Here is a 26108-nt window from a genome sequence, read left to right as displayed (position 1 = left end):
TTAACCAAGGAACCTTTATGCCCATTCAGGTGTTGCCTCCCCAACTTGCTAACCAGATTGCGGCCGGTGAAGTGGTGGAGCGTCCGGCGTCGGTGGTCAAAGAACTGGTTGAAAATAGCCTGGATGCGGGTGCCACGCGCATTGATGTCGAGATTGACCGGGGCGGTGCAAAGCTGATCCGCATCCGTGATAACGGCAGCGGTATTGGTAAGGATGAACTGGCGATGGCGCTTGCCCGCCATGCCACCAGCAAAATTACGTCGCTCGACGACCTGGAGGCGATTGTCAGCCTCGGTTTTCGCGGTGAGGCGCTGGCCAGCATCAGCTCGGTTTCACGCCTGACGCTGACGTCGCGGACGGAAGCACAAACCGAAGCCTGGCAGGCCTACGCGGAAGGGCGGGAGATGGCGGTGACGCTGAAACCGGCGGCGCATCCGGTTGGTACAACGCTGGAAGTGCTCGATCTCTTCTACAACACGCCTGCCAGGCGTAAATTTATGCGCACCGAGAAAACGGAATTTAACCACATTGATGAAATCATTCGCCGTATAGCGCTGGCGAGATTTGATGTGGCCTTCTCGCTGACGCACAACGGCAAGCTGATGCGGCAGTATCGTGCCGTGAGCGGCAGCGGCCAGCAGGAGAGACGCCTTGGTTCGATCTGCGGCCTGCCCTTCCTGAACCATGCCCTGGCAATAGCGTGGCAGCACGGCGATCTGAGCCTGCGCGGCTGGGTGGCCGATCCTGCCGGTTCGCGCACCCTGACCGACCTTCAATACTGCTATGTGAATGGACGGATGATGCGCGATCGGCTGATCAACCACGCGATTCGCCAGGCCTATCAGGATAAGCTTGGGGACGATCACCAGCCCGCCTACGTTCTTTATCTGGAAATCGATCCGCATCAGGTCGATGTCAACGTGCATCCTGCCAAGCATGAGGTACGTTTCCACCAGTCACGCCTGGTACATGATTTTATCTATCAGGGCGTGGTGACCGTCCTGCAGGAGAGCGCACAGCCCGTACTGCCGGGCGCGGAAGGTGAATCTCCGGCGCGCTGGCAGCCGGAAAACCGTCAGGCTGCGGGCGGTAACCACTTCTCTACGCCTGTGGCGACGACATCAGCGGGTGACGATCACCTCTCTACACCTGCCACGGGTAAAGCCGTGGGCGGGAATGTGATGCTATCGTTGGAGGCCGGACAACCGACATCTGTTGCCGGGCGTTCCTCTCGGGGGAGTGCAGATCGCGCAATATTCCCGTCAGACAGCAATTCATCTTCACCGACGGGCGGGTCGACACATTCAGCGGGCGGCTCCTCTGCTTCGTCGCAGGGTGGTGCGACACGTCCGATCGGTGCGGGCGGCATGCCTCCCGCCAGGCAGCGACAGGAGCCGGTTTACCAGAAAAAAGAGGGGGCGGTTTACCAGCAGCTATTGAATGTTTCTGGCGCCTCCCGCATCAATGAGCAGAGTCCGGCACCAAAAATTCAGGCGGCCTCGCCGCTCGGTGGTCATAGCCAGAGCTTTGGCCGCGTCCTGACCATTATCGGGGAAGATTGTGCGCTGGTTGAGGGGCACAACCAGCTGGCGCTGATCCTGCTGCCGGTGGCGGAACGCTGGCTAAAACAGGCCCATCTGGAACCAGGCGAAGAGGGGCTTCGGCCACAGCCGCTGCTTATCCCCCTCAGAATGAAAATCGACCGGCCCGAGCGTGATGCCCATGCCCGCTACGTCAGCCTGCTGAATAAGATGGGGATTGACCTGCAAACCGACGGGCATCACATCCAGCTACGGGCGGTGCCTTTACCATTGCGCCAACAAAATTTACAAATCTTGATTCCAGAACTGTTAGGCTATCTGGCCCGGCAGCAGGATGTCAGCACAACGCAAATGGCGCAGTGGTTAGCGCGCCATGCGGTAGCTGAACACCCTCACTGGAATCACTCGCAGGCGATTGCACTGCTGGCCGATCTCGAACGGTTATGCCCGCAGCTGATTAAATCGCCACCTTCTGGATTATTGCAGCACATCGATATTGAACAGGCGATGAACGCCCTGAAGCATGAGTGAAACATCCAAGGCTGGCCGGCCAAAGGCACTATTTTTGATGGGCCCGACTGCGTCGGGTAAGACGGCGCTGGCAATTGCACTACGCCAGCATCTGCCTGTTGAGTTGATTAGCGTAGATTCTGCCCTGATTTATCGCGGTATGGACATTGGCACCGCCAAGCCCTCCGCAGAGGAACAGCGTCTTGCTCCCCATCGTTTACTGGACATCCGCGATCCGGCAGAAGCCTATTCGGCAGCCGAGTTTCGTCGTGATGCGCTGGCTGAAATGGCGGAGATCACCCGGAGCGGTCGAATTCCGTTGCTTGTTGGTGGCACCATGCTCTATTACAAGGCTTTACTGGAAGGATTATCGCCGTTGCCCCCGGCCGATCCTGAGGTGCGTCAGCGTATTGAGCAGAAGGCGAGTGAATGTGGATGGGATGCACTTCACCGTCAGTTATGTGAAATAGATCCCATTGCTGCAAATCGTATTCATCCGAATGATCCCCAGAGACTCTCGCGAGCACTGGAAGTTTTTTTTATTTCGGGTAAAACTTTAACGGAACTGACTAAAATCTCAGGTGACGCCCTGCCCTATGACGTTGTTCAGTTTGCGATAGCCCCTCAGGCGCGCGAACTGATTCACCAGCGTATTGAGCTGCGTTTTCGACAGATGTTGGCGTCAGGATTTGAAGCGGAGGCTCGGGCGCTTTTTGCACGAGGTGATTTGCATACGGATATGCCTTCCATTCGTTGTGTCGGGTATCGCCAGATGTGGTCATTTCTGACGGGTGAGATCGATTACGATGACATGGTTTATCGGGGAATTTGCGCGACCCGGCAGTTGGCCAAGCGCCAGATGACCTGGCTTCGTGGGTGGAAAGATGTTCACTGGCTGGATAGCGAACACCCTGAAGCCGCACGGGTGAAAGTGTTACAGGTTCTTGGTGCGAAGCATGGGTGATTGTGTACAATTGGTACGTTATCTTGCGCAAATTTTTTACGCAGTATTTCAGAACCGCGAGGTTCTTAAGTAGCAAACAACAAGCATATAAGGAAAAGATAGAATGGCTAAGGGGCAATCATTGCAAGATCCGTTCTTGAACGCACTGCGTCGCGAACGTGTTCCGGTTTCGATTTATTTGGTTAATGGTATCAAACTTCAGGGTCAGATCGAGTCGTTTGATCAATTTGTGATTTTATTGAAAAACACGGTAAGCCAGATGGTGTATAAACACGCTATCTCCACCGTTGTTCCGTCCCGTCCGGTCTCCCACCACAACAATAACGCGGGTGGCGGAAGCAGCAACTATCACCACAGTGGCAGTACTCAGGGGGCTTCAACTCAGCCTCAGCAAGACGGTGACGACGCAGAGTAATCACAGGTCTTATATGACGGGGGAGCGTTCTTCAGGTTCCCCGTCCAGGTAGGATAATGCCAGCCTGATTTGCCCGGGCAGATAAAGCCTGGGCCAAATTACGCAAATAAACGCCGTTTTCAACCGAAAACGCGCACTGTAAATCTGATTTTAACGCTGTATGGCCATTGCGTAACAGGTTTCACAAGGTTCTGAGAGGTTTCAAGTTTGTTTGACCGTTATGATGCCGGTGAGCAGGCCGTACTGGTACACATCTATTTCTCCCAAGACAGAGATATGGAAGATTTGCAGGAGTTTGAAACTCTTGTCTCTTCTGCGGGTGTTGAAGCCCTGCGAGTCGTAACCGGTAGCCGAAAAGCGCCACATCCTAAATATTTTGTTGGCGAAGGTAAGGCCGTTGAAATTGCTGAAGCGGTCAAATCCAGCGGTGCCTCAGTGGTGCTGTTCGATCATGCCCTTAGCCCGGCTCAGGAGCGTAATCTGGAGGCCCTGTGCCAGTGCCGGGTCCTTGACCGCACGGGCCTGATCCTTGACATTTTTGCCCAGCGCGCACGTACCCATGAAGGTAAATTGCAGGTGGAGCTGGCCCAGCTCCGCCATCTTGCCACGCGTCTGGTACGCGGCTGGACTCACCTTGAACGCCAGAAAGGCGGTATTGGCCTGCGCGGGCCGGGTGAAACTCAGCTGGAAACGGACCGCCGCCTGCTGCGTAATCGCATTACGCTGATCCTTTCGCGACTGCAGAAAGTTGAAAAGCAGCGCGAGCAGGGCAGGCAGGCCCGCAATAAAGCCGACGTGCCAACGGTTTCGCTGGTGGGGTATACCAACGCCGGTAAATCGACGCTGTTTAACTGTATTACCTCCGCAGAGGTGTATGTTGCAAACCAGCTGTTTGCGACCCTGGATCCCACGCTGCGTCGCGTTGACGTGGTGGATGTAGGAGAAGTGGTGCTGGCGGATACGGTTGGATTTATCCGCCATCTGCCTCATGACCTGGTGGCCGCGTTTAAAGCCACGCTACAGGAAACTCGCGAGGCAACGCTGCTGCTGCACGTCATTGACGCCAGCGATGCGCGCGTGGATGAAAATATTGAGGCGGTGAATGAGGTTCTGGAAGAGATCGAATCTGATGATATTCCCGCCCTGTTAGTGATGAACAAAATCGATATGCTGGAGGACTTTGTTCCGCGAATCGATCGTAATGAAGAAAATCTGCCGATCCGCGTCTGGCTTTCTGCACAAACGGGCGAAGGGATCCCGCTCCTGTTTCAGGCGCTGACTGAACGTCTGGCGGGCGAGATCGCGCAGTATGATTTACGTCTGCCGCCGGGAACGGGGCGGTTGCGCAGCCGTTTTTATCAGCTCCAGGCGATAGAAAAAGAGTGGAATGAAGACGATGGTAGCGTAGGTTTGCAGGTACGCATGCCCATCGTTGACTGGCGTCGTCTGTGCAAGCAGGAGCCGGCACTGGTGGATTACATTGTTTGACTGATTTTGCCTGACACGCGTATCCCGGCCCTGGGATACCACCGCACACACAATTAATGGAGTATAAACATGGCGTGGAATCAGCCCGGGAATAACGGACAGGACCGCGACCCGTGGGGAAGCAGCAATAATCAAGGCGGCAACTCTGGGGGAAATAAGGGAGGGCGCGATAAGGGGCCTCCTGATTTGGATGATATTTTTCGCAAGCTAAGCAAAAAGCTTGGTGGATTTGGCGGTGGTAAAAACGATAACAGCGGTAGCCAGAATACGCCAGGACGCGGCGGCCGGCTGGTCGGCATCGTGGTTGTGGCCGCAGTAGTTATCTGGGCGGGCAGCGGTTTCTACACCATCAAAGAGGCGGAACGGGGCGTGGTAACGCGCTTTGGCAAATTCAGCCATCTGGTTGAACCCGGCCTGAACTGGAAGCCAACCTTCGTTGATCAGGTTCGTGCGGTAAACGTTGAAGCCGTGCGTGAGCTGGCGGCGTCCGGCACCATGCTGACCTCTGACGAAAACGTCGTACGGGTTGAGATGAATGTGCAGTACCGCATCACTAATCCTGAGCGCTATCTGTTTGCCGTTACCAGTGCCGATGACAGCCTGCGTCAGGCCACGGACAGCGCGCTGCGCGGCGTGATTGGGCGCTCGACGATGGATCGCATTCTGACCGAAGGTCGTACCGTGGTGCGTAGCGAAACGCAGCGCGAGCTGGAAGAAACTATCCGTCCTTACGATATGGGTATTACGCTGCTGGACGTCAACTTCCAGGCTGCTCGTCCGCCTGAAGAGGTGAAAGCCGCGTTTGATGATGCCATTGCCGCGCGTGAAAACCGCGAGCAGTACGTCCGTGAAGCAGAAGCTTATGCGAATGAGGTTCAGCCACGCGCTAATGGTCAGGCTCAGCGTATTCTCGAAGAGGCACGTGCTTATAAAACACGTACCGTGCTTGAAGCCCAGGGTGAAGTTGCCCGCTTTGCAAAAATTCTGCCTGAATATAAAGCCGCGCCGCAAATTACCCGCGAGCGTCTCTATATTGAAACCATGGAACGTGTACTGAGCCACACCCGCAAGGTGCTGGTTAACGATAAAGGCAACAACCTGATGGTGCTGCCGCTGGACCAGCTGATGCGGGGCCAGGGCGGTTCGTCCTCCAACGTAACGCAGGACAGCAGCAGCAACAGCCTGCTTCGTCTGCCACCGGCTTCAGGCAGCAGCAGTGAACGCGCCAGCAGCAGTTCGTCGTTCAGCCCGGACGACATCATGGATCAGCGTCGGGTTAACGCCCAGCGCAACGATACCCAGCGCGAAGGGAGAGAATAAGCGATGCGTAAGCCATTAATCGTAGTGTTGATTGTTGTGCTGGTGGTGCTGTACGCGTCACTGTTTGTAGTGCAGGAGGGGCAGCGCGGTATCGTGATGCGCTTTGGTAAAGTGCTGCGCGACAGCGAGAACAAGCCGCTGGTCTATGCGCCAGGCCTGCATTTTAAGATCCCATTCCTGGAATCGGTCAAATCGCTTGATGCGCGTATTCAGACCATGGATAACCAGGCTGACCGCTTCGTCACCAAAGAGAAGAAAGATCTGATCGTCGACTCCTATATCAAGTGGCGCATCAGCGATTTCAGCCGTTACTACCTGGCAACAGGCGGCGGTGATATTTCTCAGGCCGAAGTGCTGCTGAAGCGCAAATTCAGTGACCGCCTGCGTTCCGAAATGGGACGTCTGGATGTGAAGGATATCGTTACTGACTCCCGTGGGCGTTTGACCACGGACGTGCGGGAAGCGCTGAATACGGGTACAGCAGGGCAGGATGATGAAATTGCCACGCCTGCTGCAGACGACGCCATCGCTTCCGCGGCGGCCCGCGTTGAGCGTGAAACCACCAGCAAAGAGCCGGCGGTCAATCCGAACAGCATGGCTGCACTGGGCATTCAGGTGGTGGACGTGCGCATTAAGCAGATCAATCTGCCAACGGAAGTGTCGGATGCGATCTACAACCGTATGCGCGCAGAGCGTGAAGCCGTCGCCCGTAGCCAGCGTTCACAGGGGCAGGAAGAGGCTGAGAAGCTACGTGCCGGTGCGGATTACGAAGTGACCCGCACGCTGGCAGAAGCGCAGCGTACCGCGCTGATGACCCGTGGTGAAGGGGATGCGGATGCGGCTAAGCTGTTCGCCGATGCGTTCAGCCAGGATCCGGATTTCTACGCCTTCATTCGTAGCCTGCGCGCCTACGATAACAGCTTCAAGAGCAACCAGGATATTATGGTGCTCAGCCCGGACAGCGATTTCTTCCGCTTTATGAAGTCGCCTTCTAACGCCACACGCTAAGAATCTGTTATAAAACTGGGGCCGGATTATCCGGCCCCTTTTTTTTGTCTTATGCGGGTATAATAATGAACTCAACCATTTGGATGGCACTGGCTCTGGTGCTGGTTTTAGAAGGCTTAGGGCCCGTACTGCTGCCGCGTATCTGGCGCCGAATGATCCTGTCAATGGCAAACCTCCCTGACCAGCTGCTGCGCCGTTTTGGTGGGGGGCTGGTGGTGGCAGGTGCGGTAACCTACTACATGGTGAGCATTCATAATGGTGGTCAGGGCTGACCTGCTGTGGCAAGGGAGTGCCGAATCCCCCGCTCTCGCATCTTCTCAACCTTTGGGGTCTCTGTCTGGCGTTTTACTTTACGCTGCACCGCTGATTTAGGGTAAAAAAGTACGCAATCGTATGCTAAAAGAGCTGAAAGACGGGTTTTACGATGGTAGAATCCATTTTTAAGCAATCGGTGATTTTGAGAAATGGGTAAGAACGTCGTCGTACTGGGCACCCAATGGGGTGACGAAGGTAAAGGTAAGATTGTTGACCTCCTGACTGAACGTGCAAAATACGTTGTACGCTATCAGGGCGGCCATAACGCTGGCCATACGCTAGTCATCAACGGTGAGAAAACCGTCCTCCACTTAATCCCTTCTGGCATTCTTCGCGAAAACGTCACCAGCATCATCGGCAACGGTGTGGTGCTGTCTCCGGCTGCGCTGATGAAAGAGATGAAGGGGCTGGAGGATCGCGGCTTCCCGGTACGTGAACGTCTGTTTATTTCTGAAGCCTGTCCGCTGATCCTTGAGTATCACGTTGCGCTGGACGTGGCGCGTGAGAAAGCGCGCGGTGCTAAAGCTATCGGCACCACCGGTCGCGGTATTGGTCCAGCCTACGAAGATAAAGTCGCACGTCGTGGCCTGCGCGTCGGCGATCTGTTTAATAAAGAAACCTTCGCCGCCAAGCTCAAAGACGTAATGGAGTATCACAACTTCCAGCTGGTGAACTACTACAAAGAAGAGGCCGTTGACTACGACAAAGTGCTGAGCGATGTGATGGCAATTGCCGACATCCTGACGGGCATGGTGGTTGACGTTTCCGAACTGCTGGACGGCGCACGTAAGCGTGGCGACCTGATCATGTTTGAAGGCGCACAGGGCACCCTGTTGGATATCGATCACGGCACCTATCCGTACGTGACCTCTTCAAACACCACCGCAGGCGGCGTGGCGACCGGCTCAGGCATTGGCCCGCGCTACGTGGACTACGTGCTGGGCATCGTGAAAGCCTACTCTACGCGCGTGGGAGCGGGTCCATTCCCGACCGAACTTTTCGATGAAACCGGCGAATTCCTGTGTACTAAAGGCAACGAGTTTGGTGCCACTACCGGTCGCCGCCGTCGTACCGGCTGGCTGGACGTGGTCGCCGTGCGTCGTGCCGTGCAGATTAACTCGCTTTCTGGTTTCTGCATGACCAAGCTGGACGTGCTGGATGGCCTGAAAGAGGTGAAAATCTGCGTGGCGTATCGCATGCCAGACGGTCGTGAAGTGACCACCACGCCGCTGGCAGCCGAGGGCTGGGACGGTATTGAACCCATTTATGAAAGCCTGCCAGGCTGGAGTGAAAACACGTTTGGGGTTAAAACGCTGGAAGGTCTGCCGCAGGCAGCACGCGACTACATTAAGCGCGTGGAAGAGTTAACCGGCGTACCGGTAGATATCATCTCTACCGGCCCGGATCGCAGTGAGACCATGATTCTGCGCGATCCTTTTGACGCATAAAGCCGTCTCAGGCCGGGGATCCCCCGGCCTTTGTCCTTCCGTGTCATGCCCTGCCCAGTTTTCTCTTGCCACCGCGCTTAAATAAAATGGCCCTAAGTGTAAAGGGTGGTTTATCATCATTTACAATACACTCATTTATGAGCGGAATAGGGTAGCGCTCCGGGCCTGTTGCCTGAAAAGAGCCTGTACCCTGGGAGACAGCGCTTAGCTGCATCACCCGCACGTCAGCCGCAGGCTGACCGGGTTGATAACACCCATCCGCTCTACCCATTATTGCGCCGTGAACGATCTTCACGCTGCAATGAATGACAACGGAGGAACCGCAATGTCAAAAGATCCATTTAAGGAACGGGAAGCAGAGAAATACGAAAACCCCATTCCCAGCCGCGAATTTATCCTTGCTCATCTTGATAAACGCGAAAAACCGGCCAGCCGTGAAGAGCTGGCCGATGAACTTTCTATTACGGGCGAAGAGCAGACAGAAGCGCTGCGCCGCCGCCTGCGCGCCATGGAGCGCGACGGTCAGTTAGTCTTCACTCGCCGCCAGTGCTATGCGCTGCCGGAGCGTCTGGACCTGCTTCGCGGTAAAGTTATCGGCCACCGCGATGGCTTTGGCTTTCTTCGCATTGAAGGCAGCAAAGACGATCTCTACCTCTCTGCCGAACAGATGAAAATGTGCATGCACGGTGATGTGATCCTCGCGCAGGCGATGGGCGCAGACCGCAAAGGCCGCCGGGAAGCTCGCGTGGTGCGCGTACTCGAACCGCGCAACAATCAGATCGTTGGCCGCTACTTCACCGAAGCCGGGGTCGGCTTTGTGGTGCCGGATGACAGCCGCCTGAGCTTTGATATTCTGATCCCCGCCGAAGAGCTGATGGGCGCGCGCATGGGCTTTGTGGTGGTCGTGGAGCTGATGCAGCGTCCAACCCGCCGCAGCAAGGCCGTGGGTAAGGTCGTCGAAGTACTTGGCGATAATATGGGCACCGGGATGGCCGTGGAAATGGCGCTGCGTACCCACGATATTCCCCATAGCTGGTCGCCTGAGCTTGAGCGACAGATCGCTAAACTGAAAGAAGAAGTGCCGGAAGAGGCGAAAGCGGGCCGTGTGGATCTGCGCGATCTGCCGCTGGTCACCATTGATGGTGAAGACGCCCGCGACTTTGATGATGCCGTATTCTGCGAAAGAAAACGCGGCGGCGGCTGGCGGCTGTGGGTAGCCATCGCCGACGTCAGCTACTACGTGCGTCCGGGTACGCCGCTCGACGACGAAGCGGTTAACCGTGGCACCTCGGTTTACTTCCCGTCGCAGGTTGTTCCCATGCTGCCGGAAGTGCTGTCCAACGGACTCTGTTCGCTTAACCCGCAGGTCGATCGCCTGTGTATGGTTTGCGAGATGACCATTTCCGCTACCGGTAAGCTGACAGGTTATAAGCACTATGAAGCGGTAATGAACTCCTGGGCGCGTCTGACCTATAACAAGGTGTGGAATATCCTTCAGGGCGACCAGGAGCTGCGCGAGCAGTATCAGCCGCTGGTTAAGGATCTGGAAGAGTTGCACCGCATGTATCTGGTGCTTGAGAAATCCCGCGAGCAGCGCGGCGGCATCTCTTTTGAGACGGACGAAGCTAAATTTGTTTTCAACGCCGATCGCCGTATTGAGCGCGTTGAGCAGGTATCGCGCAATGATGCGCACAAGCTGATCGAAGAGTGCATGATTCTGGCGAATATCGCCTCCGCGCGCTATGTCGAAAAGAACAATGAACCGGCGCTGTTCCGCGATCACGACCGCCCAAGCGAAGAGAATATCAAAAGCTTCCGTTCGGTACTTAACGAGCTGGGTCTGACGCTTGGCGGCGGCAATAAGCCTCATCCGCTGGACTATGCCGAACTGTTGACGCAAATTGCCAGCCGTCCCGATCATGAAATGCTGCAAACCATGCTGCTGCGCTCGATGAAACAGGCGGTATACGATCCGGAAAACCGGGGTCACTTTGGGCTGGCGCTGGCGTCCTACGCGCACTTTACCTCGCCTATTCGTCGTTATCCCGACCTGCTGCTGCACCGCGCCATTAAGTATCTGGTGGCGAAAGAGAACGGCACGCTGCAGGGCAACACCACGCCGACGGGCGGCTACCATTACGATCTTCAGCAGATGTTGCAGCTGGGCCAGCACTGTTCGATGGCGGAGCGTCGGGCCGATGAAGCGACGCGTGACGTTGCCGACTGGCTGAAATGTGACTTTATGCAGGATCAGGTTGGCGAAACCTTCAGCGGCGTGATTTCCAGCGTCACAGGCTTTGGCTTCTTTGTGCGTCTGACCGATCTGTTTATTGACGGGCTGGTGCATGTTTCCTCGCTGGATAACGACTACTATCGCTTTGATGCCGTTGGCCAGCGTATGGTTGGCGAGTCCGGCGGCAAATCGTATCGACTGGGTGATACGGTAGAAGTGCGCGTGGACGCGGTGCACATGGAGGAGCGTAAAATCGACTTCGCGCTGATCTCAAGCCAGCGTAAGCCGCGCGGTGAAGGCAAAACCGAACGTGACCGCGCGAAGAAAAGCCCCTCGCAAAATAGCGGCAAGCGTCGTCGTGAGCAGAGCAAGCGGAAGAACTTTGAGCCAGACAGCGCATTTCGCGCCGCGAAGCCTAAAGAAGTCAGCGTTGACGACGGTGCCAGCAAAGAGAAAAAAGCTAAAAAACCGTCGGATAAAACCCGTAGAATCTCCGCTGCGACCCGTGCCAAACGCGCCGCTAAGAAAAAACCTGACACCACGGCGTGAGCCCGTCTGGTGCTGTGGGCGGGTAAGCTGCCGCCCGCAGCATTAAAATTTCATATTGAGTAACCGATTAATGAGTGAAATTGTTTTTGGTATCCACGCCGTGCAGGCGCTGCTGGACAGCGATCCGCAGCGCTTTCAGGAAGTCTTTATTCTCAAAGGGCGCGACGATCGCCGTCTACAGCCGCTGATTCAGGGCCTGGAAGCGCAGGGGATTGTTATACAGGTTGCCAACCGCCAGTGGCTGGACAGTCAGGTGGAGGGCGGCGTGCACCAGGGTATTGTGGCGCGGGTTAAGCCGGGTCGTCAGTATCAGGAAAATGATATTCCCGCGCTGCTGGAAAAGCTGGATTCCCCTTTCCTGCTGATCCTCGATGGCGTTACCGATCCGCATAACCTGGGCGCCTGCCTGCGCAGCGCCGATGCGGCAGGCGTACATGCGGTTATTGTCCCCCGCGACCGTTCAGCGCAGTTGAATGCCACGGCGAAGAAAGTGGCCAGCGGCGCGGCGGAGCATGTTCCCCTGATCCGCGTGACCAACCTGGCGCGTACCATGCGTATGCTACAGGAGGCTAACGTCTGGATTGTTGGCACGGCAGGTGAAGCCGATCACGATCTTTTCCAGAGCAAAATGACCGGTCCGATGGCGCTGGTGATGGGTGCGGAAGGCGAAGGTATGCGCCGTCTAACCCGCGAGCACTGTGATGAGCTGATCCGCATTCCCATGTCCGGAAGCGTCTCTTCGCTGAACGTCTCGGTCGCCACGGGTGTCTGCCTGTTTGAGGCCGTGCGTCAGCGCCGCAGTAAATAATCCTTCCGGGGCGTGACCTGCGCCCCGAAATTCACTCCCCTTTCTCCTGCATTTTTGTCCGTCTCTCATACTGACGTGAGCGTTGATGACAAAGGTGCCGTGATGGACTGGAAAACCCATACCGTATTCAATCAGCCCGATCCGCTGATTAACAGCAATCTGTTTCTTTCCGACACGCCGCTGCGCGAGGCGCTGGTCCGCGAGGGGGCAGGGTGGGACAGTGATTTTCTAACCGCCCTTGGCCAGCAGTTGGGCAGTGCGGACGCATTGGAACTCGCGCGCCTGGCCAACAGCCATCCTCCTGAACTGCTTGCCTATTCGCCACGCGGCGAACGGCTGGACGACGTCCGATTTCATTCCGCCTGGCACCGGCTGATGCAGGGGCTGTGTACGAGCCGGGTACATAACCTTCCCTGGCTGGCCGATGCCTCCCCTTCGGCCTTTGTGGCGCGGACGGCACGCTTTATTCTGCACGCGCAGGTTGAAGCCGGAACGCTCTGTCCGGTCACGATGACCTTCGGCGCGATCCCGCTGCTGCAGGCGCAGCTCCCTGCGGCTTTTCGGTCCTGGCTGCCTGGCCTGCTTTCGGACGCGTACGATCCACATTTGCAGGATGGCGCACAGAAGCGCGGCCTGCTGATTGGGATGGGAATGACTGAGAAGCAGGGGGGCACGGACGTCATGAGTAACACCACTCGCGCTGAGCCGATAGCCTCGCGGGGCAGCGGCGAACGCTACCGGCTGACCGGCCATAAGTGGTTCTTTTCGGTGCCGCAAAGCGATGCGCATTTAGTGCTGGCGCAGGCAAAAGGCGGACTTTCCTGCTTCTTTCTCCCCCGTTTGCTGCCCGGTGGGGAGAGGAACGCGGTACAGATTCAGCGGCTTAAAGAGAAGCTGGGAAACCGCTCGAATGCCAGTAGCGAGGTCGAATTTTTCGCTGCCAGCGGCTGGCTTATCGGGGAAGAGGGCGAGGGCGTGAGAATCATCCTTAAAATGGGCGGACGGACGCGCTTTGACTGCGCGCTGGGCAGCCATAGCATGATGCGTCGTGCCTTTTCGATAGCGCTGCACCACGCACAGCAGCGACAGGTGATGGGTAAAAATCTGGCCGAACAGCCGCTGATGCGTCAGGTGTTGAGTACCCAGGCGCTGACGCTTGAGGGGCAGACGGCGATGCTGTTTCGTCTGGCACGGGCCTGGTCACAGGGTGAAGAGGAGGGCGCTGGCGCCTTTAGCCGACTGTTAACCCCTGCGGCGAAATACGTCATTTGTCAGCGCGGTATACGCTTTGTGGCGGAGGCGATGGAGGTGACCGGCGGCATTGGCTATTGCGAGGAGAGTGAGCTGCCCCGGCTTTATCGTGAAATGCCGGTTAACAGTATCTGGGAAGGTGCGGGCAACGTAATGTGTCTGGACGTTCTGCGGGTGCTGGCGAAGCAGCCAAAGAGTATTGCGTTGCTCACCGCTGAGTTTGATGCGGTCAGGGGGCAGAACAGGCATTTCGATCGCCGCTGGCAGCAGCTGAAACTGCGGCTTCGTGCGCCACAGGCAGCAGAGGCGCGGCTGCTATGTGAAGAACTTTTTACGCTTACCAGCGCCGTACAGGTAATAAGTCAGTTTGAGCCTTTGCTGGCGGACGCCTGGTGCCGCCAGATGTTGGATCCGCGTGGTAGAACAATCCTGCCAGAAGATGTCTGTCAGCGATTACTGCTGCGCGCCGCGGGCGGACGCTGAGGGGCCATATAAGATGGCCGTGGAGTACCATATTCCCGGCATTACCGTTTCGCTAACCAGCTGAATAACATAATAGGCGGCACCCGCCTGGTTTGCTTTCACGGCGATGGCCCGCTCGGCGTCATCGGGTGAACCCCGTTCCTGGACGCTGACGGTGCCCAGCCGCGTTAACGTTGTGCTCTGGGCGCGGGTAATTTCCTGCGCGTGCGCCGTCGCAGCCGGCGGCGATTCTGGAGCGGTTTGAAAGATTGCGCAGCTGGTCAGCAGCAGGCAGGCGAGCAGGGCGGTTAACCGACGCATAGTAAGTTCTCACTGGTGGGATATTACTCAGTGTATACGTTAACCCGCTTTTTTTGGGTTTAGAGAGTAAATTTGCTGACCTGGTTCGTGGTATTGCGATCAGGTTTAACTCTGCTGTCCTGGTCAGGGAATGTAGCGTGATAAGCTGGGGCGTGAGTCTGATGTTCAGGCGGCAATACCTGCGATATCGGTGGATAATTCCAGCGGTGACGGTGGGTTGTGCTGGCTGCAATTTCTGCTGTGCCGGTGGACAATCCCAGCGTTCGCCGGGCGTCCTCACGCCAGGCTTTGCCTGGTGCCTTTGGCTCCGACTCAAGGCCGGACGGCCCGGTCGCGAGCGGGCGTCCTGCCCGCCGCTCCCTGAGCGCAGCATCCCTGCTGCCCTCGCCTGGCCTTCCGTCTGCGCCGCAGCGCTGCGGATTGCCCGTCAATCGCAGGGATTGCCCACCTCTCGGGCTNGCAGCATCCCTGCTGCCCTCGCCTGGCCTTCCGTCTGCGCCGCAGCGCTGCGGATTGCCCGTCAATCGCAGGGATTGCCCACCTCTCGGGCTTCGGAGTTGCTTCAAGTTAAGCCCAGTAAATGCGCGGGCTTCTGCGCTGCTTTTAGTGAAACTGCTTTTACCCACAGCCAGCACTATGCAAAAGGAGCAGACGGGTGGGGCCCGGTGACAGGCATTCCGCAGCGCTGAGTGGAGGGAGGAAGACCCGGATGGGCCAGCAGGGATGCTGGCACAAGGGCATGCCGGGACAGGGATGTCCCGTCATGCCCGGTCCGAAAGGTCNCGACGAGCGGAGCGAAGGGACCGCGCCACGCGCGGCGCGAGGACCGCCAGGCACCGGGCCCCACCCGTAGGCGACACCTCCAGCTTTTGCAGCACCGGGCCCCACTCGTTGGCGACCACACGGGCCTGTGCAGCACCGGGCCCCCACTCGTTGGCGACCACACGGGCGGGCCTGTGCAGCATCGGCCCCCACCCGCAGGCGACACCCCATGCCTGTGCAGCACCGGGCCCCCCAGCAGCCAGTCAGACTACGTCCTTATGGTAAACACGCTGACTAAATTGTTCAGAGCATGCCCCTTACGACTCAAATCCTGAGTTGTTTGCCCGGAAGTGGTCACCAAATCGCTATTCTGCTGCGTTGCCTGCCCAATCTGATTCATGGCCAGATTCACCTGACCTATCCCCAGCGCCTGCTCCCTGGACGCAACGTCAATCTCACCCATCAGCACATTAACCTGGCCAATGCGATCGATAATCTCCTCCATCGCCCCACGGGTCTGTTCAGATAGCGCGTGCCCCTGAACGATTTTATTCAGAGAGCTATCAATAAGGCCGTCAATCTCTTTTGCCGCCTGCGCGCTGCGCTGGGCCAGCGCCCGGACCTCCGCGGCAACTACGGCAAAACCCTTACCGTGCTCACCGGCGCGGGCCGCTTCAACGGCTGCATTCAGCGCCAGAATATTGGTCTGGAAAGCAATAGACTCAATGACGTGGGTTATCGCGGCAATGCTCTGCGAGGCGCTGTTAATCTCAGTCATGGTCACCACCGAACGCGAAACGGTATCGCCCCCCTTACTGATGACATGCGTGGTTTCGCCCACCAGCGTCAGCGCCTGCGACACATTAGCGGAGTTTTGCGCCACGGTAGCACTCAGCTGCTCCAGACTGGCCGAGGTCTCCTCGACGCTGTTGGCCTGGCGTGAAATCTGTTCGCTAATATTTTCGCCGCTAACGGCGATAGCATCGCTGCTGGTACTGATCTCCTGCGCCGCCTCACGCACCTGGGATACAATGCGATCCAGCCCGTCACCGATGCCGTTAATGGCGTTAATCAGCTGCCCTACCTCATCATCGCGGTGTGTCTCCAGCGTAGCCCGCAGATTGCCCGCCGCATAGTGGCGCGCCAGATCAATAACCTGCTTTAGCGGCTTGCTGAGCCAGCGACGGGTAATAAGCAAAAAGCACAGGGTAAACAGCATCACCAGCGTCGCACCAATCAGTAAAAACAGATTACGGGTGTGATCGATGGGGGCCAGCATCAGGCTCTTATCCACCTCGCCAATGATGACCCAGTTCCAGCCCGGGAGCCTCTGCCAGGTTATCATCCGCGTTTTCCCATCCTCAGAGGTGAACTCTGCACTGCCGCTGGTCTGGCTTAGCAGCTGTTTTTGTAGTGCCTCACTCCACGCCGGGCGTTGGCCTTCCAGCGTGGGGTGAAAGAGAAACTGGCCCTGACTTTTCCCTTCGGCACTGTTCAAAACGTAGAAATGCCCACTTTCCCCCAATTTTTTACCCAGTACCTTATTGCGCATCAGCGCAAAGGGTTTGGTGATCTCCACCCCGACGAAAAGTATGCCGATGACCATGCCACCGCTGTCTGTGATGGGCTGATACTGCGTAATATAGCGTTTACCGAACAGGATGCTGACGCCTTCATAGGATCCCCCCTGTAGCGCCCGCTTCCAGGCCGGGCTGCTGTGGTCGAGCCGTGTACCTATGGCACGTTCGCCATCTTCCTTACGCAGCGAAGTGGAAATGCGCAGGAAATCGTCACCCGTACGAACAAAAATCGTAGAAATGGCCCCGGTTCGCTGCTGAAAGTCATCAACCAGCCCCTGGTCCAGATTCAACGTCTTTACGCCGGCCCGCAGAGTTGGAGCCTGTTCGCTGCCAATGGTTACCCGCTGATTTTCATCCCGCGAAAAGCGCTTTGGCAGAAAGTTTCGAAACAGGGCGCTGTAGTTAGCGACCTCTTCAGTCAGCGTTCCTTTAAACATGGTCGCCATATCTCCCATGCCGCNAGGGTGACGGTGAGTGATGCCATTACTGATAATTTTGCGCCAAGGCTCCAGCGGCGCAATGAAAAAAGGATCATGGTTTAGCCTGTTGATGTATAAGGGGGTTACAACGGTTAACGGCAAACCTTAATCAATATTTAATATTTATTATTTAAGGGTATGAGCAGGCATACTGACTGAATCACTTTCTTCTCACCGCGACGCCAGGGGCGTTTTGCGCCTGTGGAGCCGTCTTAAGGTAACGGGATAGCTTATGATTGAACTCAGTACTGACACCTTCGCCGGCATCGACTGCCTGCATGCGACCCCCTCAGGCCAGCAGAAGCAGCCGTTACCCACCGTGATTTTTTATCATGGCTTTACCTCTTCTAAAGAGGTGTACGCGTACTTTGCCGTCGCGCTGGCGCAGGCGGGTTTTCGCGTAGTGATGCCCGATGCCTGTCAACACGGCGCGCGTTATGATGGCGACGCGCAGGCGCGGCTGGGCCATTTTTGGGATATTTTGAAAACGAACATTGATGAACTGCCCGCGCTGGAAACGGCGCTGCGCGAACAGGGGCTGATTGAAAAAGATCGCTTTGCCGTGGCGGGAGCGTCAATGGGCGGAATGACGGCGATCGGAGCCATGACGCGCTACCCGCATCTCTCCTGCGTCGCCTGCCTGATGGGGTCGGGCTATTTTATGTCACTGTCTCACCATCTGTTTCCCCCGCTGGTGGCCGATACCGAGTGGCAGAAAAGCGAAGTTGAGGCGCGAATGGCCCCGCTGGCCGCCTGTGATGTCAGCCACCAGTTAGAAAAAGTCGCCGACAGACCGCTGCTGGTATGGCACGGTGATGCTGACGATCTGGTGCCTGTTGCTGAAAGCGTCAGGCTGGCCAGCGCGCTGCGCGAAGCAAAAACAGACTGTCATCTGACATTTATTATTGAGCAGGGCGTCGGTCATCGCATCACGCCACTGGCGCTGACGGAGACGGTGGCATTTTTCCGTAGTCATTTGTAAGTTACACGGGGTTGCCGCATCCACGGAGGGGGGCATTCGCCGGCGACCGAGGCCTTTTTTATCGCCTCACCGCAGGTAATTTAACCGCTGCTGGCCTTTATCCTACGAAAACTCCCCCGCCCCTGAAAATAAGTGGCGTCCGCAGCGACTTTGCCTTGAGTTTTTCGCGGGCCGCCAGTATGATTACGCGTCAATTTTTCGGCCGCACACACATACACGTTCCTTGCTTCCATGGGCCGCGGCTGACCCTGACAGGAGGCTGAATAATCCGTAAGGAGCAAATTCGATGCGTCATTACGAAATCGTATTTATGGTTCACCCTGACCAAAGCGAACAGGTTCCTGGCATGATCGAGCGTTACACCGGTGCTATCACTGGTGCAGAAGGCACGATCCACCGTCTGGAAGACTGGGGCCGTCGTCAGCTGGCTTATCCGATCAACAAACTGCATAAAGCTCACTACGTTCTGCTGAACGTGGAAGCGCCGCAGGAAGCGATCGATGAGCTGGAAACTAACTTCCGCTTCAACGACGCCGTTATCCGCAGCATGGTTATGCGCGTTAAGCACGCGGTAACTGAAGCTTCTCCGATGGTTAAAGCGAAAGACGAGCGCCGCGAGCGTCGTGAAGATTTTGCTAACGAAACCTCTGATGATGCTGATGCTGGGGATTCTGAAGAGTAATCAACCATGACGGCTAATCAGCTGACGCTGTCTGGCACCGTGTGCAAGACGCCGATGCGAAAAGTCAGCCCGTCAGGTATTCCACACTGCCAGTTCGTGCTTGAGCACCGTTCAGAGCAGGTGGAAGCCGGTTTTACCCGGCAAGCCTGGTGTCGTATGCCGGTGGTAATCAGCGGCAAAGCCCATCAGGCCATTACTCAAAGTATAACGGTCGGTACGCATATCACCGTTTCAGGTTTCATTAGCTGCCATCAAGGGCGTAATGGACTGAACAAAACGGTGCTGCATGCCGAGCAGATTGAATTGATAGATTCTGGAGACTAGCCTAATGGCACGTTATTTCCGTCGTCGCAAGTTCTGCCGTTTCACCGCGGAAGGCGTTGTAGAGATTGATTACAAAGATATCGCTACGCTGAAAAACTACATTACCGAAAGTGGTAAAATTGTCCCGAGCCGTATCACCGGTACTCGCGCAAAATACCAGCGTCAGCTGGCTCGCTGCATCAAGCGTGCTCGCTACCTGTCCCTGTTGCCATATACCGATCGTCATCAGTAATCGGCAATCGTCTATAACGACTTTAAGAGGATAAGGTAATGCAAGTTATTCTGCTTGATAAAGTAGCAAACCTGGGCACCCTGGGCGATCAGGTTAATGTTAAAGCGGGCTACGCTCGTAACTTCCTGGTTCCACAGGGCAAAGCTGTTCCTGCGACTAAGAAAAACGTAGAGTTTTTCGAAGCTCGCCGCGCAGAACTGGAAGCCAAAATGGCTGACGTTCTGACCGCAGCTAATGCACGCGCTGAGAAAATCAACGCACTGGGCACCGTTACCCTCGCGTCTAAAGCAGGCGACGAAGGTAAACTGTTTGGTTCTGTGGGTGCTCGCGACATCGCTGACGCTGTTACTGCAGCTGGCGTTGAAGTGAACAAGAGCGAAGTTCGCCTGCCGAACGGCGTTCTGCGTACCACTGGCGACCACGAAGTGCATTTCGCTGTTCACAGCGAAGTTGTCGCTAAACTGGTTGTTAACATCGTTGCTCAAGCCTGATTGGTTTAAGTAGCGAATAAAAACGCCGGCCCTGTGCCGGCGTTTTTTTTGCCTTTTATTCAGCCGACCAGACTACTGTGCGCGCAGAAATGTGCCGTCCGGCTGGCGGGTAAACAGCACCTGTCCGCTGCTGCCGTCGACGGTCAGCCCGGTGATCACGCCCTGCGTATTCAGCCGAATCTTCACCGTTTGCCCTGTCTGTAGGTTACTCAGCGGCTTATCGTTTCCTTCCACCTGCGCCATCGCGAATACGTCGTTAACCGGCAGATTATTATCGCGGAAAAGCTGCGCCAGCGTCTGGCCTGAAGCAATCTGATAGTTGCGCCACTGCCCCTGTGAGTCTGGCGAGGCGACCGGTTGCTGGGCAGCAGGGGAGCTTTGGGCTGGCCTGTCTGTGATTTCTGCCTGTAGCGGCAGATCGGTGCCGCCTGTACTGCCGGTATTAACCGGACGCTGCTGTGGCTCCGGCGTGGGGGATGGCCAAAGAAACGCCAGCAGCACCACCGCGATGACAACAATAATGCCGCGGCGATGGAAGGGAGGGAGCGGATCCATCCAGCGTACGGAATCCGGCAGATGCCACAGCTGGCTGAAAAAATGGGGTAATCGTGTTCCTGAAGACGCTTTCGGCATGGCGTCGGCCTCCTGGCGCGAATGTCGCGCAAATAGTGAGCTTCTGGCTATCCGGTTGACAAGACCGTTTAGTGAAAGCGGCTGGCTTTTCCCTTGCCTGCGGGCAGAATAACCCATGTTAACCTCGACTCAAATATAGCTGATAACGCGTTGTGCGTGCGGAGTTTATTCCGTCATTGGGATCAAAGCATTGTTTCCTTTTCAACGGCAAAAGTCACCTTAAGAAGATGGGGTTTTACGGCGGTAGTACTGGCTGTTATGCTTCGTCTTCTGTTTTATCAATGATGAAAGGAAATTCCATGACAACCCCTTCTTTTGACAGCGTAGAAGCGCAAGCAAGCTACGGTATTGGTTTACAGGTTGGCCAGCAGCTGCTGGAGTCCGGACTACAGGGCCTGCAGCCAGAAGCCCTGCTGGCTGGTCTGCGCGACGCGCTGGAAGGGAATGCCCCGGCTGTACCTGTTGATGTTGTTCATCGTGCGCTACGTGAAGTTCATGAACGTGCCGATGCCGTTCGGACTGAACGTCAGCAGGCGATGGCGGCTGAGGGGCAAAAATTCCTCGAAGAAAATGCTCAGCGTGAAGGGGTAAGTACCACCGAATCTGGCCTGCAATTCAGCGTGCTGACCCAGGGTGAAGGCGCGATCCCTTCCCGTCAGGATCGCGTCCGCGTGCACTACACCGGTAAGCTGATTGACGGCACCGTATTTGACAGCTCCGTACAGCGCGGCGAGCCGGCTGAGTTCCCGGTCAGCGGCGTTATTCCCGGCTGGATCGAAGCACTTACGCTGATGCCGGTTGGTTCTAAATGGCAGCTGGTTATCCCACAGAACCTGGCCTACGGCGAACGCGGCGCGGGTGCAACCATCCCGCCACTCAGTACGCTGGTGTTTGAAGTGGAACTGTTAGAAATTCTGTAATCCACGTATTTTGTCCAGTCGATAATAGAAAAAGAGAGAATGATCACCTCATCCTCTCTTTTTTATCGCCTTAAAATGGGTTTACTCTGGCCATTTTCTTTAGATAATATTCTATTTACCATCAAGCGTACTCCTTGTCGCTTATATACGATTGACTCATTAACGTTGCTGTAGTTATTATCCCTCCTGCCCCAATGGTTGGGGATTATAAATATTATGGAAGATAAATAATGCGTGAACTAAATAAAAATGAAGTCTCTGCCGTATCCGGTGGTCTGATCTTTGATCGTGTTGGCGAAGCGCTGGGTAAAGCTATTGGCTCCGCAGTCAGTTCAGCTGTGACCGATGCCGCAGGTATGCTGGGTAAGGGTATTGGCTATATTTTTGAGCTGAATGTGGTCGGTGCGGTAAAAAATATGAGTCAGGGTATTCGCGGTATCGTAGACTGGGCTAAGGGGAAAACCACAAACTAAGTTAATTACTGCCCAAATAAAAGCCAGCCCTTATAGATTAATTGGGGCTGGCTTTCATTTATCTATTTACTCTCCCGTACAGGACGTTTCATTTTATCGGAATTATTCGATACCCCGCACTATTTTTGCAAATTTATTTGATAGATAGCAAAGCCAGTTTCGTCCGTTCCTTTTAACTCAACAGGATACTGGGCATGCCGCTGAATAAACTGCCCGGCCTTTTCATCCGGTGATGTCTCAAAGCGAATATCTAAGGGCGTTGGGCTCTTAATTGCGGCCAGCTTCCAGTTATTATCTGCCTGGGGTTTGACTTCCCCCTGCGCGTTAGTCTGTGCGCGGATCCAGGCGGCGAGCACGCTACGGTTTTCATCCGGTGATGCAAAGGCGATATGTGACTCACCCGTACCGGCAAATTTCCCGCTGTAGGCCCGATAGTTATTGGTCGCCACCAGGAAAGTGGCCTTAGGATCGACAGGCTTGCCCTGCCAGGTCAGATGCTGAATGCGCGAGGCTTTATCATTAATCAGCTGGCAATCGGTGTCATAACGGGCAGGCTGGGTAACGTCGATGCGGTAGTCCACTCCGTCAATCACATCAAAATTATAGGTGCGGAAATTCCAGTTGATCAGCGACTGTGGCTGGCTGCTGTGTATGTCAATCTGGTTAAACTGGCCTGCTGAGCACTCCAGCCACTCTTTTACCTCTGCGCCACTCACTTTCATTACTACCAGCGTATTGGGGTAAAGATAGAGATCGGCGGCGTTACGAAAGGTCAGTTCACCCTTCTCTACGGTGACATAGCTGCTGGGATCGTTTTTACGCCCACCCGCTTTAAAGGGGGCTGCTGCCGACAGCACCGGCAGGTTGGCCAGATCCGGGTCGCCCTGGATAAAGTGCTGCACATAATCGCGCTGAGCGTTATTAACTATCTGGACGGTCGGGTCATCCTGCACCAGCGACAGGTAGCTGTACATCACATCGGCTGATTTACCCACCGGTTTGCCAACGAAAGCGCGGGTGGCCTTATGATCCTCCTCCAGCACCTTCACCAGCGACGTATCTTCAGCCGCCAGGGATGTCTTTGAGGCATTGTCATATACCGGGCGTGCTTCAGCTTTTGCTTCGCTAACCTGCCAGCGGCCCGCATCGTTGTTTAACACCAGATCCACGACGCCGAGATGATCGCCCCACATGCCGGGCATCACGGCCGGAATACCATTCAGCGTACCTTTGCTGATATCAGCCCCCGTGATGGTCGCGAAATCTTTTCCGGGGAAGACGGCGTGAGCGTGTCCAAAAAGGATGGCATTAATACCGGGCACCTGGCTCAAATAGTAGGCGGAGTTTTCTGCCATTGCTTTGTAAGGATCGCCGGACAGGCCGGAGTGAGGGATGGCGACAATGATATCAGCGCCCTGCGCACGCATGATGGGCACCCATTTCCTGGCCGTTTCGGTAATATCATCCACTTTAACTTTGCCGCTAAGATTGGTTTTATCCCACACCATAATCTGTGGCGGGACAAAGCCAATGTAGCCGACTTTCAACGGGTGGGATTTCCCTTCCCGATCGGTCACCTGTATCTCTTTGATAAGCCAGGGCGTGAACAGGGGCTTACCGGTTTTGAGATCGATAATATTGGCGTTGATATAGGGGAACCGGGCGCCGTCGATCGCTTTATGAAGATAATCGAGTCCATAGTTAAATTCATGGTTACCCAGGTTACCCACGGTATAATCCAGCTGGTTCATCGCTTTATATACCGGGTGCACCTCCCCCTGTTTTAGCCCTCTGGCGGCAATATAGTCGCCCAGCGGGCTACCCTGGATAATGTCACCGTTATCAACCAGTACGCTATTGGTCGCCTCTTTTCGGGCGGCCTCAATGAGCGTCGCGGTACGGACCAGGCCAAATTTTTCAGTTGGCGTATCTTTGTAGTAATCAAAATCCATCATATTGCTGTGCAGATCGGTCGTCTCCAGCAGGCGGAAATCTACCGTTGCCGCATGGATAGTGGTGCTGACCAGCAGTGCTGCCAGCGTCAGGCAGGGTTTTATCATCGTTCTCTCCTTGTTTATCGCCGATACCCTCTGTTTTTCGGCTATCAACATCTCAGCTTTTAAAAGGAATGTTACCTGGTGTCTCACAGATATGTGATCTCACACAAATATTTACGTCTTATGACAGTGCGGTAATCGGATTTTATTTGTCTTAAGGGAGGGAACGACCACAAACCGCAGGTTCTGAGATGAATAATAAAGTATGCTTTTGATACCGGAAATAAGACGCAAATCAAGAGGTGAAGCATGTTAGAGAAAATTTGCCAGCTGTCGCGGGAAGCGGGAGACGCCATTATGCGGGTCTATGATGGGCAGGCACCGCTTGATATTTCTCATAAGCAGGACGACTCGCCGGTGACGGCTGCGGATATCGCCGCACACCGGGTGATCCTCGCCGGGCTTTCAGCATTATCACCGGAGATCCCGGTACTCTCTGAGGAAGATCCTCCAGCCTGGGATGTCCGCCAGGCCTGGCAGCGCTACTGGCTGGTTGATCCGCTGGATGGGACGAAAGAGTTCATCAAGCGCAACGGCGAGTTCACCGTAAACATCGCCCTTATTGAGAACGGCAGGCCGGTTATGGGCGTGGTGTATGCGCCAGTGCTGGGCGTGATGTACTCGGCAGCAGAGGGGAAAGCCTGGAAGGAAGAGGGCGGTCACCGGGAGCAGATTCAGGTGCGCGAGGCGCGGCCGCCGCTGGTCGTTGTCAGCCGTTCGCACAGCGATACCGAACTTGAGGACTATTTGAGCCAGCTGGGCGAGCACCAGACCATCGCCATTGGCTCGTCGCTTAAGTTTTGCCTGGTGGCAGAAGGGAAAGCACAGCTTTACCCCCGCTTTGGGCCGACGAATATCTGGGATACGGGGGCGGGGCATGCCGTCGCGGTAGCTGCCGGGGCGCATGTCCATGACTGGCAGGGCCGTACGCTGGATTATGCCCCACGCGAATCTTTTCTCAATCCCGGCTTTCGCGTATCAATATTCTGACCGCCTGCGCGGGGCGGCTTGCCTGTTGTCCGGACTGGCAAGCCGCGACGCTTCACTTGCCCGACTGTTCGGATAGCTGGCCCTCTGGCTATCCGACTAAACGACGCACCAGCGCGAGCACCTGTTTCACCTCATCCTGAGTCAGTGCGCCATCCTTTGCAAAGCGCACTTTCCCCTCTTTATCCAGCACGATAATGGCTGACCCCCCATCCTGCAGCTGCCAGGCTTTTTTTGCCACGCCCTGGTCGTCAACGATGAACTGCGACCAGGGATACTGTTTTTTATTGTTTTCGATGCTGCTGCTGACGAACATGCCGGTACCGGGAATAGCATCATCAGTATTGACCAGGGTGGTGGTCTGGTAGCGATCGTGCGGCAGTCCTGCGGCCTTCACCGCTTCTATCAGTGCCGCATTCTTTTCTTTGGCAGATGAACGCCCTGCAATGTGCTGAATGATGCGCACTTTCCCCACCAGGTGGGCGCTGTTCCATTTCGCGTAGCTAAATCTGTTCTGCTGGTAGACAAGTTCACCCTTATCCGCAATACCGATGGGTGATACGCGCTCTCCCAGGACAAAATCATGCGCGCCTGCCTGCACGGCGAACAGTAAAGCAACGGGAATCAAAAACGCGCGAATGGGCGACATAGAGGCTCCTGGGATCTGATCCGACCAGATGGTCATGTTATTGCAATAGTAAACGGAGATGATGCTTATGTCGCATTGGTATAACATCTTTGCAACACACTGCACAAATCCGTGCGCTTTGAAGGTTTATACTCTTTGCCCGCGTTGATATGACAGAGCGTACTGTCAGGATATGTAATAACAGTAAGAAAGTTTGATTTTAGGAATTCAGGAAGGCGATCCTG

24 protein-coding genes are annotated in these 26108 nt (G+C 55.7%); 19 read left to right on the top strand and 5 right to left on the bottom strand.

Annotated elements, in window-relative coordinates; all coding sequences use genetic code 11:
- Positions 1 to 17: 17 nt before the first annotated feature.
- The 11 genes from mutL (at position 18) to A1830_RS07845 (ending at position 14333) form a co-directional block, all read left to right on the top strand.
- On the top strand, positions 18 to 2072 hold the full coding sequence (mutL, locus tag A1830_RS07895) for a DNA mismatch repair endonuclease MutL (RefSeq protein WP_067704174.1): 2055 nt from the start codon (positions 18 to 20) through the stop codon (positions 2070 to 2072).
- Positions 2065 to 3015, top strand: a complete 951-nt coding sequence (miaA, locus tag A1830_RS07890) for a tRNA (adenosine(37)-N6)-dimethylallyltransferase MiaA (protein WP_067704171.1) — start codon at positions 2065 to 2067, stop codon at positions 3013 to 3015. The genes mutL and miaA overlap by 8 nt, the downstream gene beginning before the upstream one ends.
- Positions 3016 to 3118: 103 nt before the next feature.
- Entirely contained in the window at positions 3119 to 3430 is a 312-nt protein-coding gene (gene hfq / locus A1830_RS07885; RefSeq protein ID WP_067704169.1) for an RNA chaperone Hfq, read from the top strand.
- 207 nt (positions 3431 to 3637) lie between these two features.
- A complete protein-coding gene (gene hflX, locus A1830_RS07880; protein ID WP_067704167.1) occupies positions 3638 to 4918 on the top strand; it encodes a ribosome rescue GTPase HflX in 1281 nt (426 codons plus the stop codon).
- A 69-nt stretch (positions 4919 to 4987) separates the two neighbouring features.
- Positions 4988 to 6238: an FtsH protease activity modulator HflK gene (gene hflK / locus A1830_RS07875; RefSeq protein ID WP_067704163.1), complete on the top strand. Its 1251-nt coding sequence runs from the start codon at positions 4988 to 4990 to the stop codon at positions 6236 to 6238.
- Between the two features lie 3 nt (positions 6239 to 6241).
- Positions 6242 to 7246, top strand: a complete 1005-nt coding sequence (hflC, locus tag A1830_RS07870; RefSeq protein WP_067704160.1) for a protease modulator HflC — start codon at positions 6242 to 6244, stop codon at positions 7244 to 7246.
- Between the two features lie 65 nt (positions 7247 to 7311).
- The gene (locus A1830_RS07865; RefSeq protein ID WP_067704156.1) at positions 7312 to 7518 is read left to right on the top strand and encodes a DUF2065 domain-containing protein; all 207 of its coding nucleotides are present in this window, start codon (positions 7312 to 7314) and stop codon (positions 7516 to 7518) included.
- Between the two features lie 192 nt (positions 7519 to 7710).
- Entirely contained in the window at positions 7711 to 9009 is a 1299-nt protein-coding gene (locus A1830_RS07860) for an adenylosuccinate synthase (RefSeq protein WP_067704153.1), read from the top strand.
- Between the two features lie 325 nt (positions 9010 to 9334).
- Positions 9335 to 11791 (top strand): ribonuclease R, encoded by a 2457-nt coding sequence (rnr, locus tag A1830_RS07855; protein ID WP_067704150.1) that lies wholly within the window; start codon positions 9335 to 9337, stop codon positions 11789 to 11791.
- Between the two features lie 70 nt (positions 11792 to 11861).
- Entirely contained in the window at positions 11862 to 12599 is a 738-nt protein-coding gene (gene rlmB / locus A1830_RS07850) for a 23S rRNA (guanosine(2251)-2'-O)-methyltransferase RlmB (RefSeq protein WP_067704147.1), read from the top strand.
- Positions 12600 to 12701: 102 nt separating this feature from the next.
- The gene (locus A1830_RS07845) at positions 12702 to 14333 is read left to right on the top strand and encodes an isovaleryl-CoA dehydrogenase (RefSeq protein ID WP_067704144.1); all 1632 of its coding nucleotides are present in this window, start codon (positions 12702 to 12704) and stop codon (positions 14331 to 14333) included.
- Here the strand turns inward: A1830_RS07845 and bsmA are convergent.
- Both bsmA and A1830_RS07830 read right to left on the bottom strand, forming a co-directional pair.
- On the bottom strand, positions 14304 to 14633 hold the full coding sequence (bsmA, locus tag A1830_RS07840) for a biofilm peroxide resistance protein BsmA (protein WP_067704141.1): 330 nt from the start codon (positions 14631 to 14633) through the stop codon (positions 14304 to 14306). The two genes, A1830_RS07845 and bsmA, sit on opposite strands and share 30 nt — an antisense overlap.
- 1030 nt (positions 14634 to 15663) lie before the next feature.
- The gene (locus A1830_RS07830; protein ID WP_082804119.1) at positions 15664 to 17430 is read right to left on the bottom strand and encodes a methyl-accepting chemotaxis protein; all 1767 of its coding nucleotides are present in this window, start codon (positions 17428 to 17430) and stop codon (positions 15664 to 15666) included.
- Between the two features lie 256 nt (positions 17431 to 17686).
- Between A1830_RS07830 and yjfP the strand changes: the two genes are divergently transcribed.
- From yjfP to rplI, 5 genes are all read left to right on the top strand, one after another.
- Positions 17687 to 18436, top strand: a complete 750-nt coding sequence (gene yjfP / locus A1830_RS07825; protein WP_067704136.1) for an esterase — start codon at positions 17687 to 17689, stop codon at positions 18434 to 18436.
- Between the two features lie 286 nt (positions 18437 to 18722).
- Complete coding sequence (rpsF, locus tag A1830_RS07820; protein ID WP_067704133.1) at positions 18723 to 19118, top strand: 30S ribosomal protein S6; 396 nt, start codon at positions 18723 to 18725, stop codon at positions 19116 to 19118.
- Between the two features lie 6 nt (positions 19119 to 19124).
- Entirely contained in the window at positions 19125 to 19442 is a 318-nt protein-coding gene (gene priB, locus A1830_RS07815) for a primosomal replication protein N (RefSeq protein ID WP_067704130.1), read from the top strand.
- Between the two features lie 4 nt (positions 19443 to 19446).
- Complete coding sequence (gene rpsR, locus A1830_RS07810; protein ID WP_002210155.1) at positions 19447 to 19674, top strand: 30S ribosomal protein S18; 228 nt, start codon at positions 19447 to 19449, stop codon at positions 19672 to 19674.
- 38 nt (positions 19675 to 19712) lie between these two features.
- Positions 19713 to 20165 carry a 50S ribosomal protein L9 gene (gene rplI / locus A1830_RS07805; RefSeq protein WP_067704128.1) on the top strand — a complete coding sequence of 151 codons (453 nt, stop codon included), beginning with the start codon at positions 19713 to 19715 and terminating at the stop codon, positions 20163 to 20165.
- 72 nt (positions 20166 to 20237) lie between these two features.
- Here the strand turns inward: rplI and A1830_RS07800 are convergent, their stop codons facing one another.
- Positions 20238 to 20798, bottom strand: coding sequence for an OapA family protein (locus A1830_RS07800; protein WP_067704126.1), 561 nt, complete (start codon positions 20796 to 20798; stop codon positions 20238 to 20240).
- A 299-nt stretch (positions 20799 to 21097) separates the two neighbouring features.
- Here A1830_RS07800 and fklB point away from each other — a divergent pair, with 299 nt between their 5' ends.
- Both fklB and A1830_RS07790 read left to right on the top strand, forming a co-directional pair.
- A complete protein-coding gene (gene fklB, locus A1830_RS07795; protein ID WP_067704123.1) occupies positions 21098 to 21718 on the top strand; it encodes an FKBP-type peptidyl-prolyl cis-trans isomerase in 621 nt (206 codons plus the stop codon).
- A gap of 230 nt (positions 21719 to 21948) precedes the next feature.
- Positions 21949 to 22191, top strand: coding sequence for a hypothetical protein (locus A1830_RS07790; RefSeq protein WP_067704120.1), 243 nt, complete (start codon positions 21949 to 21951; stop codon positions 22189 to 22191).
- 119 nt (positions 22192 to 22310) lie between these two features.
- On the opposite strand, the gene A1830_RS07785 is transcribed toward A1830_RS07790, so the two are convergent.
- On the bottom strand, positions 22311 to 24251 hold the full coding sequence (locus A1830_RS07785) for a bifunctional 2',3'-cyclic-nucleotide 2'-phosphodiesterase/3'-nucleotidase (RefSeq protein ID WP_067704118.1): 1941 nt from the start codon (positions 24249 to 24251) through the stop codon (positions 22311 to 22313).
- Positions 24252 to 24497: 246 nt separating this feature from the next.
- Here A1830_RS07785 and cysQ point away from each other — a divergent pair, with 246 nt between their 5' ends.
- A complete protein-coding gene (gene cysQ, locus A1830_RS07780; protein WP_067704115.1) occupies positions 24498 to 25238 on the top strand; it encodes a 3'(2'),5'-bisphosphate nucleotidase CysQ in 741 nt (246 codons plus the stop codon).
- Positions 25239 to 25326: 88 nt separating this feature from the next.
- On the opposite strand, the gene A1830_RS07775 is transcribed toward cysQ, so the two are convergent.
- Positions 25327 to 25884, bottom strand: coding sequence for a YtfJ family protein (locus A1830_RS07775; protein ID WP_067704112.1), 558 nt, complete (start codon positions 25882 to 25884; stop codon positions 25327 to 25329).
- Positions 25885 to 26108 lie beyond the last annotated feature (224 nt).

Source organism: Erwinia sp. ErVv1, from assembly GCF_900068895.1.
Lineage (GTDB): Bacteria > Pseudomonadota > Gammaproteobacteria > Enterobacterales > Enterobacteriaceae > Erwinia.
This window is presented reverse-complemented; position numbering and strand designations above follow the sequence as displayed.

Bases quoted from the DNA above. Each gene is read 5' to 3' on its own strand.
- A1830_RS07860 (WP_067704153.1), top strand. From the start codon at position 7,711: ATGGGTAAGAACGTCGTCGTACTGGGCACCCAATGGGGTGACGAAGGT.
- rlmB (WP_067704147.1), top strand. From the start codon at position 11,862: ATGAGTGAAATTGTTTTTGGTATCCACGCCGTGCAGGCGCTGCTGGAC.
- A1830_RS07785 (WP_067704118.1), bottom strand. From the start codon at position 24,251: ATGATAAAACCCTGCCTGACGCTGGCAGCACTGCTGGTCAGCACCACT.
- A1830_RS07845 (WP_067704144.1), top strand. From the start codon at position 12,702: ATGGACTGGAAAACCCATACCGTATTCAATCAGCCCGATCCGCTGATT.
- rpsR (WP_002210155.1), top strand. From the start codon at position 19,447: ATGGCACGTTATTTCCGTCGTCGCAAGTTCTGCCGTTTCACCGCGGAA.
- fklB (WP_067704123.1), top strand. From the start codon at position 21,098: ATGACAACCCCTTCTTTTGACAGCGTAGAAGCGCAAGCAAGCTACGGT.
- yjfP (WP_067704136.1), top strand. From the start codon at position 17,687: ATGATTGAACTCAGTACTGACACCTTCGCCGGCATCGACTGCCTGCAT.
- A1830_RS07775 (WP_067704112.1), bottom strand. From the start codon at position 25,884: ATGTCGCCCATTCGCGCGTTTTTGATTCCCGTTGCTTTACTGTTCGCC.
- rnr (WP_067704150.1), top strand. From the start codon at position 9,335: ATGTCAAAAGATCCATTTAAGGAACGGGAAGCAGAGAAATACGAAAAC.
- A1830_RS07865 (WP_067704156.1), top strand. From the start codon at position 7,312: ATGAACTCAACCATTTGGATGGCACTGGCTCTGGTGCTGGTTTTAGAA.
- rpsF (WP_067704133.1), top strand. From the start codon at position 18,723: ATGCGTCATTACGAAATCGTATTTATGGTTCACCCTGACCAAAGCGAA.
- A1830_RS07800 (WP_067704126.1), bottom strand. From the start codon at position 20,798: ATGCCGAAAGCGTCTTCAGGAACACGATTACCCCATTTTTTCAGCCAG.
- hfq (WP_067704169.1), top strand. From the start codon at position 3,119: ATGGCTAAGGGGCAATCATTGCAAGATCCGTTCTTGAACGCACTGCGT.
- bsmA (WP_067704141.1), bottom strand. From the start codon at position 14,633: ATGCGTCGGTTAACCGCCCTGCTCGCCTGCCTGCTGCTGACCAGCTGC.
- priB (WP_067704130.1), top strand. From the start codon at position 19,125: ATGACGGCTAATCAGCTGACGCTGTCTGGCACCGTGTGCAAGACGCCG.
- rplI (WP_067704128.1), top strand. From the start codon at position 19,713: ATGCAAGTTATTCTGCTTGATAAAGTAGCAAACCTGGGCACCCTGGGC.
- cysQ (WP_067704115.1), top strand. From the start codon at position 24,498: ATGTTAGAGAAAATTTGCCAGCTGTCGCGGGAAGCGGGAGACGCCATT.
- A1830_RS07830 (WP_082804119.1), bottom strand. From the start codon at position 17,430: ATGGGAGATATGGCGACCATGTTTAAAGGAACGCTGACTGAAGAGGTC.
- mutL (WP_067704174.1), top strand. From the start codon at position 18: ATGCCCATTCAGGTGTTGCCTCCCCAACTTGCTAACCAGATTGCGGCC.
- hflK (WP_067704163.1), top strand. From the start codon at position 4,988: ATGGCGTGGAATCAGCCCGGGAATAACGGACAGGACCGCGACCCGTGG.
- hflC (WP_067704160.1), top strand. From the start codon at position 6,242: ATGCGTAAGCCATTAATCGTAGTGTTGATTGTTGTGCTGGTGGTGCTG.
- A1830_RS07790 (WP_067704120.1), top strand. From the start codon at position 21,949: ATGCGTGAACTAAATAAAAATGAAGTCTCTGCCGTATCCGGTGGTCTG.
- miaA (WP_067704171.1), top strand. From the start codon at position 2,065: ATGAGTGAAACATCCAAGGCTGGCCGGCCAAAGGCACTATTTTTGATG.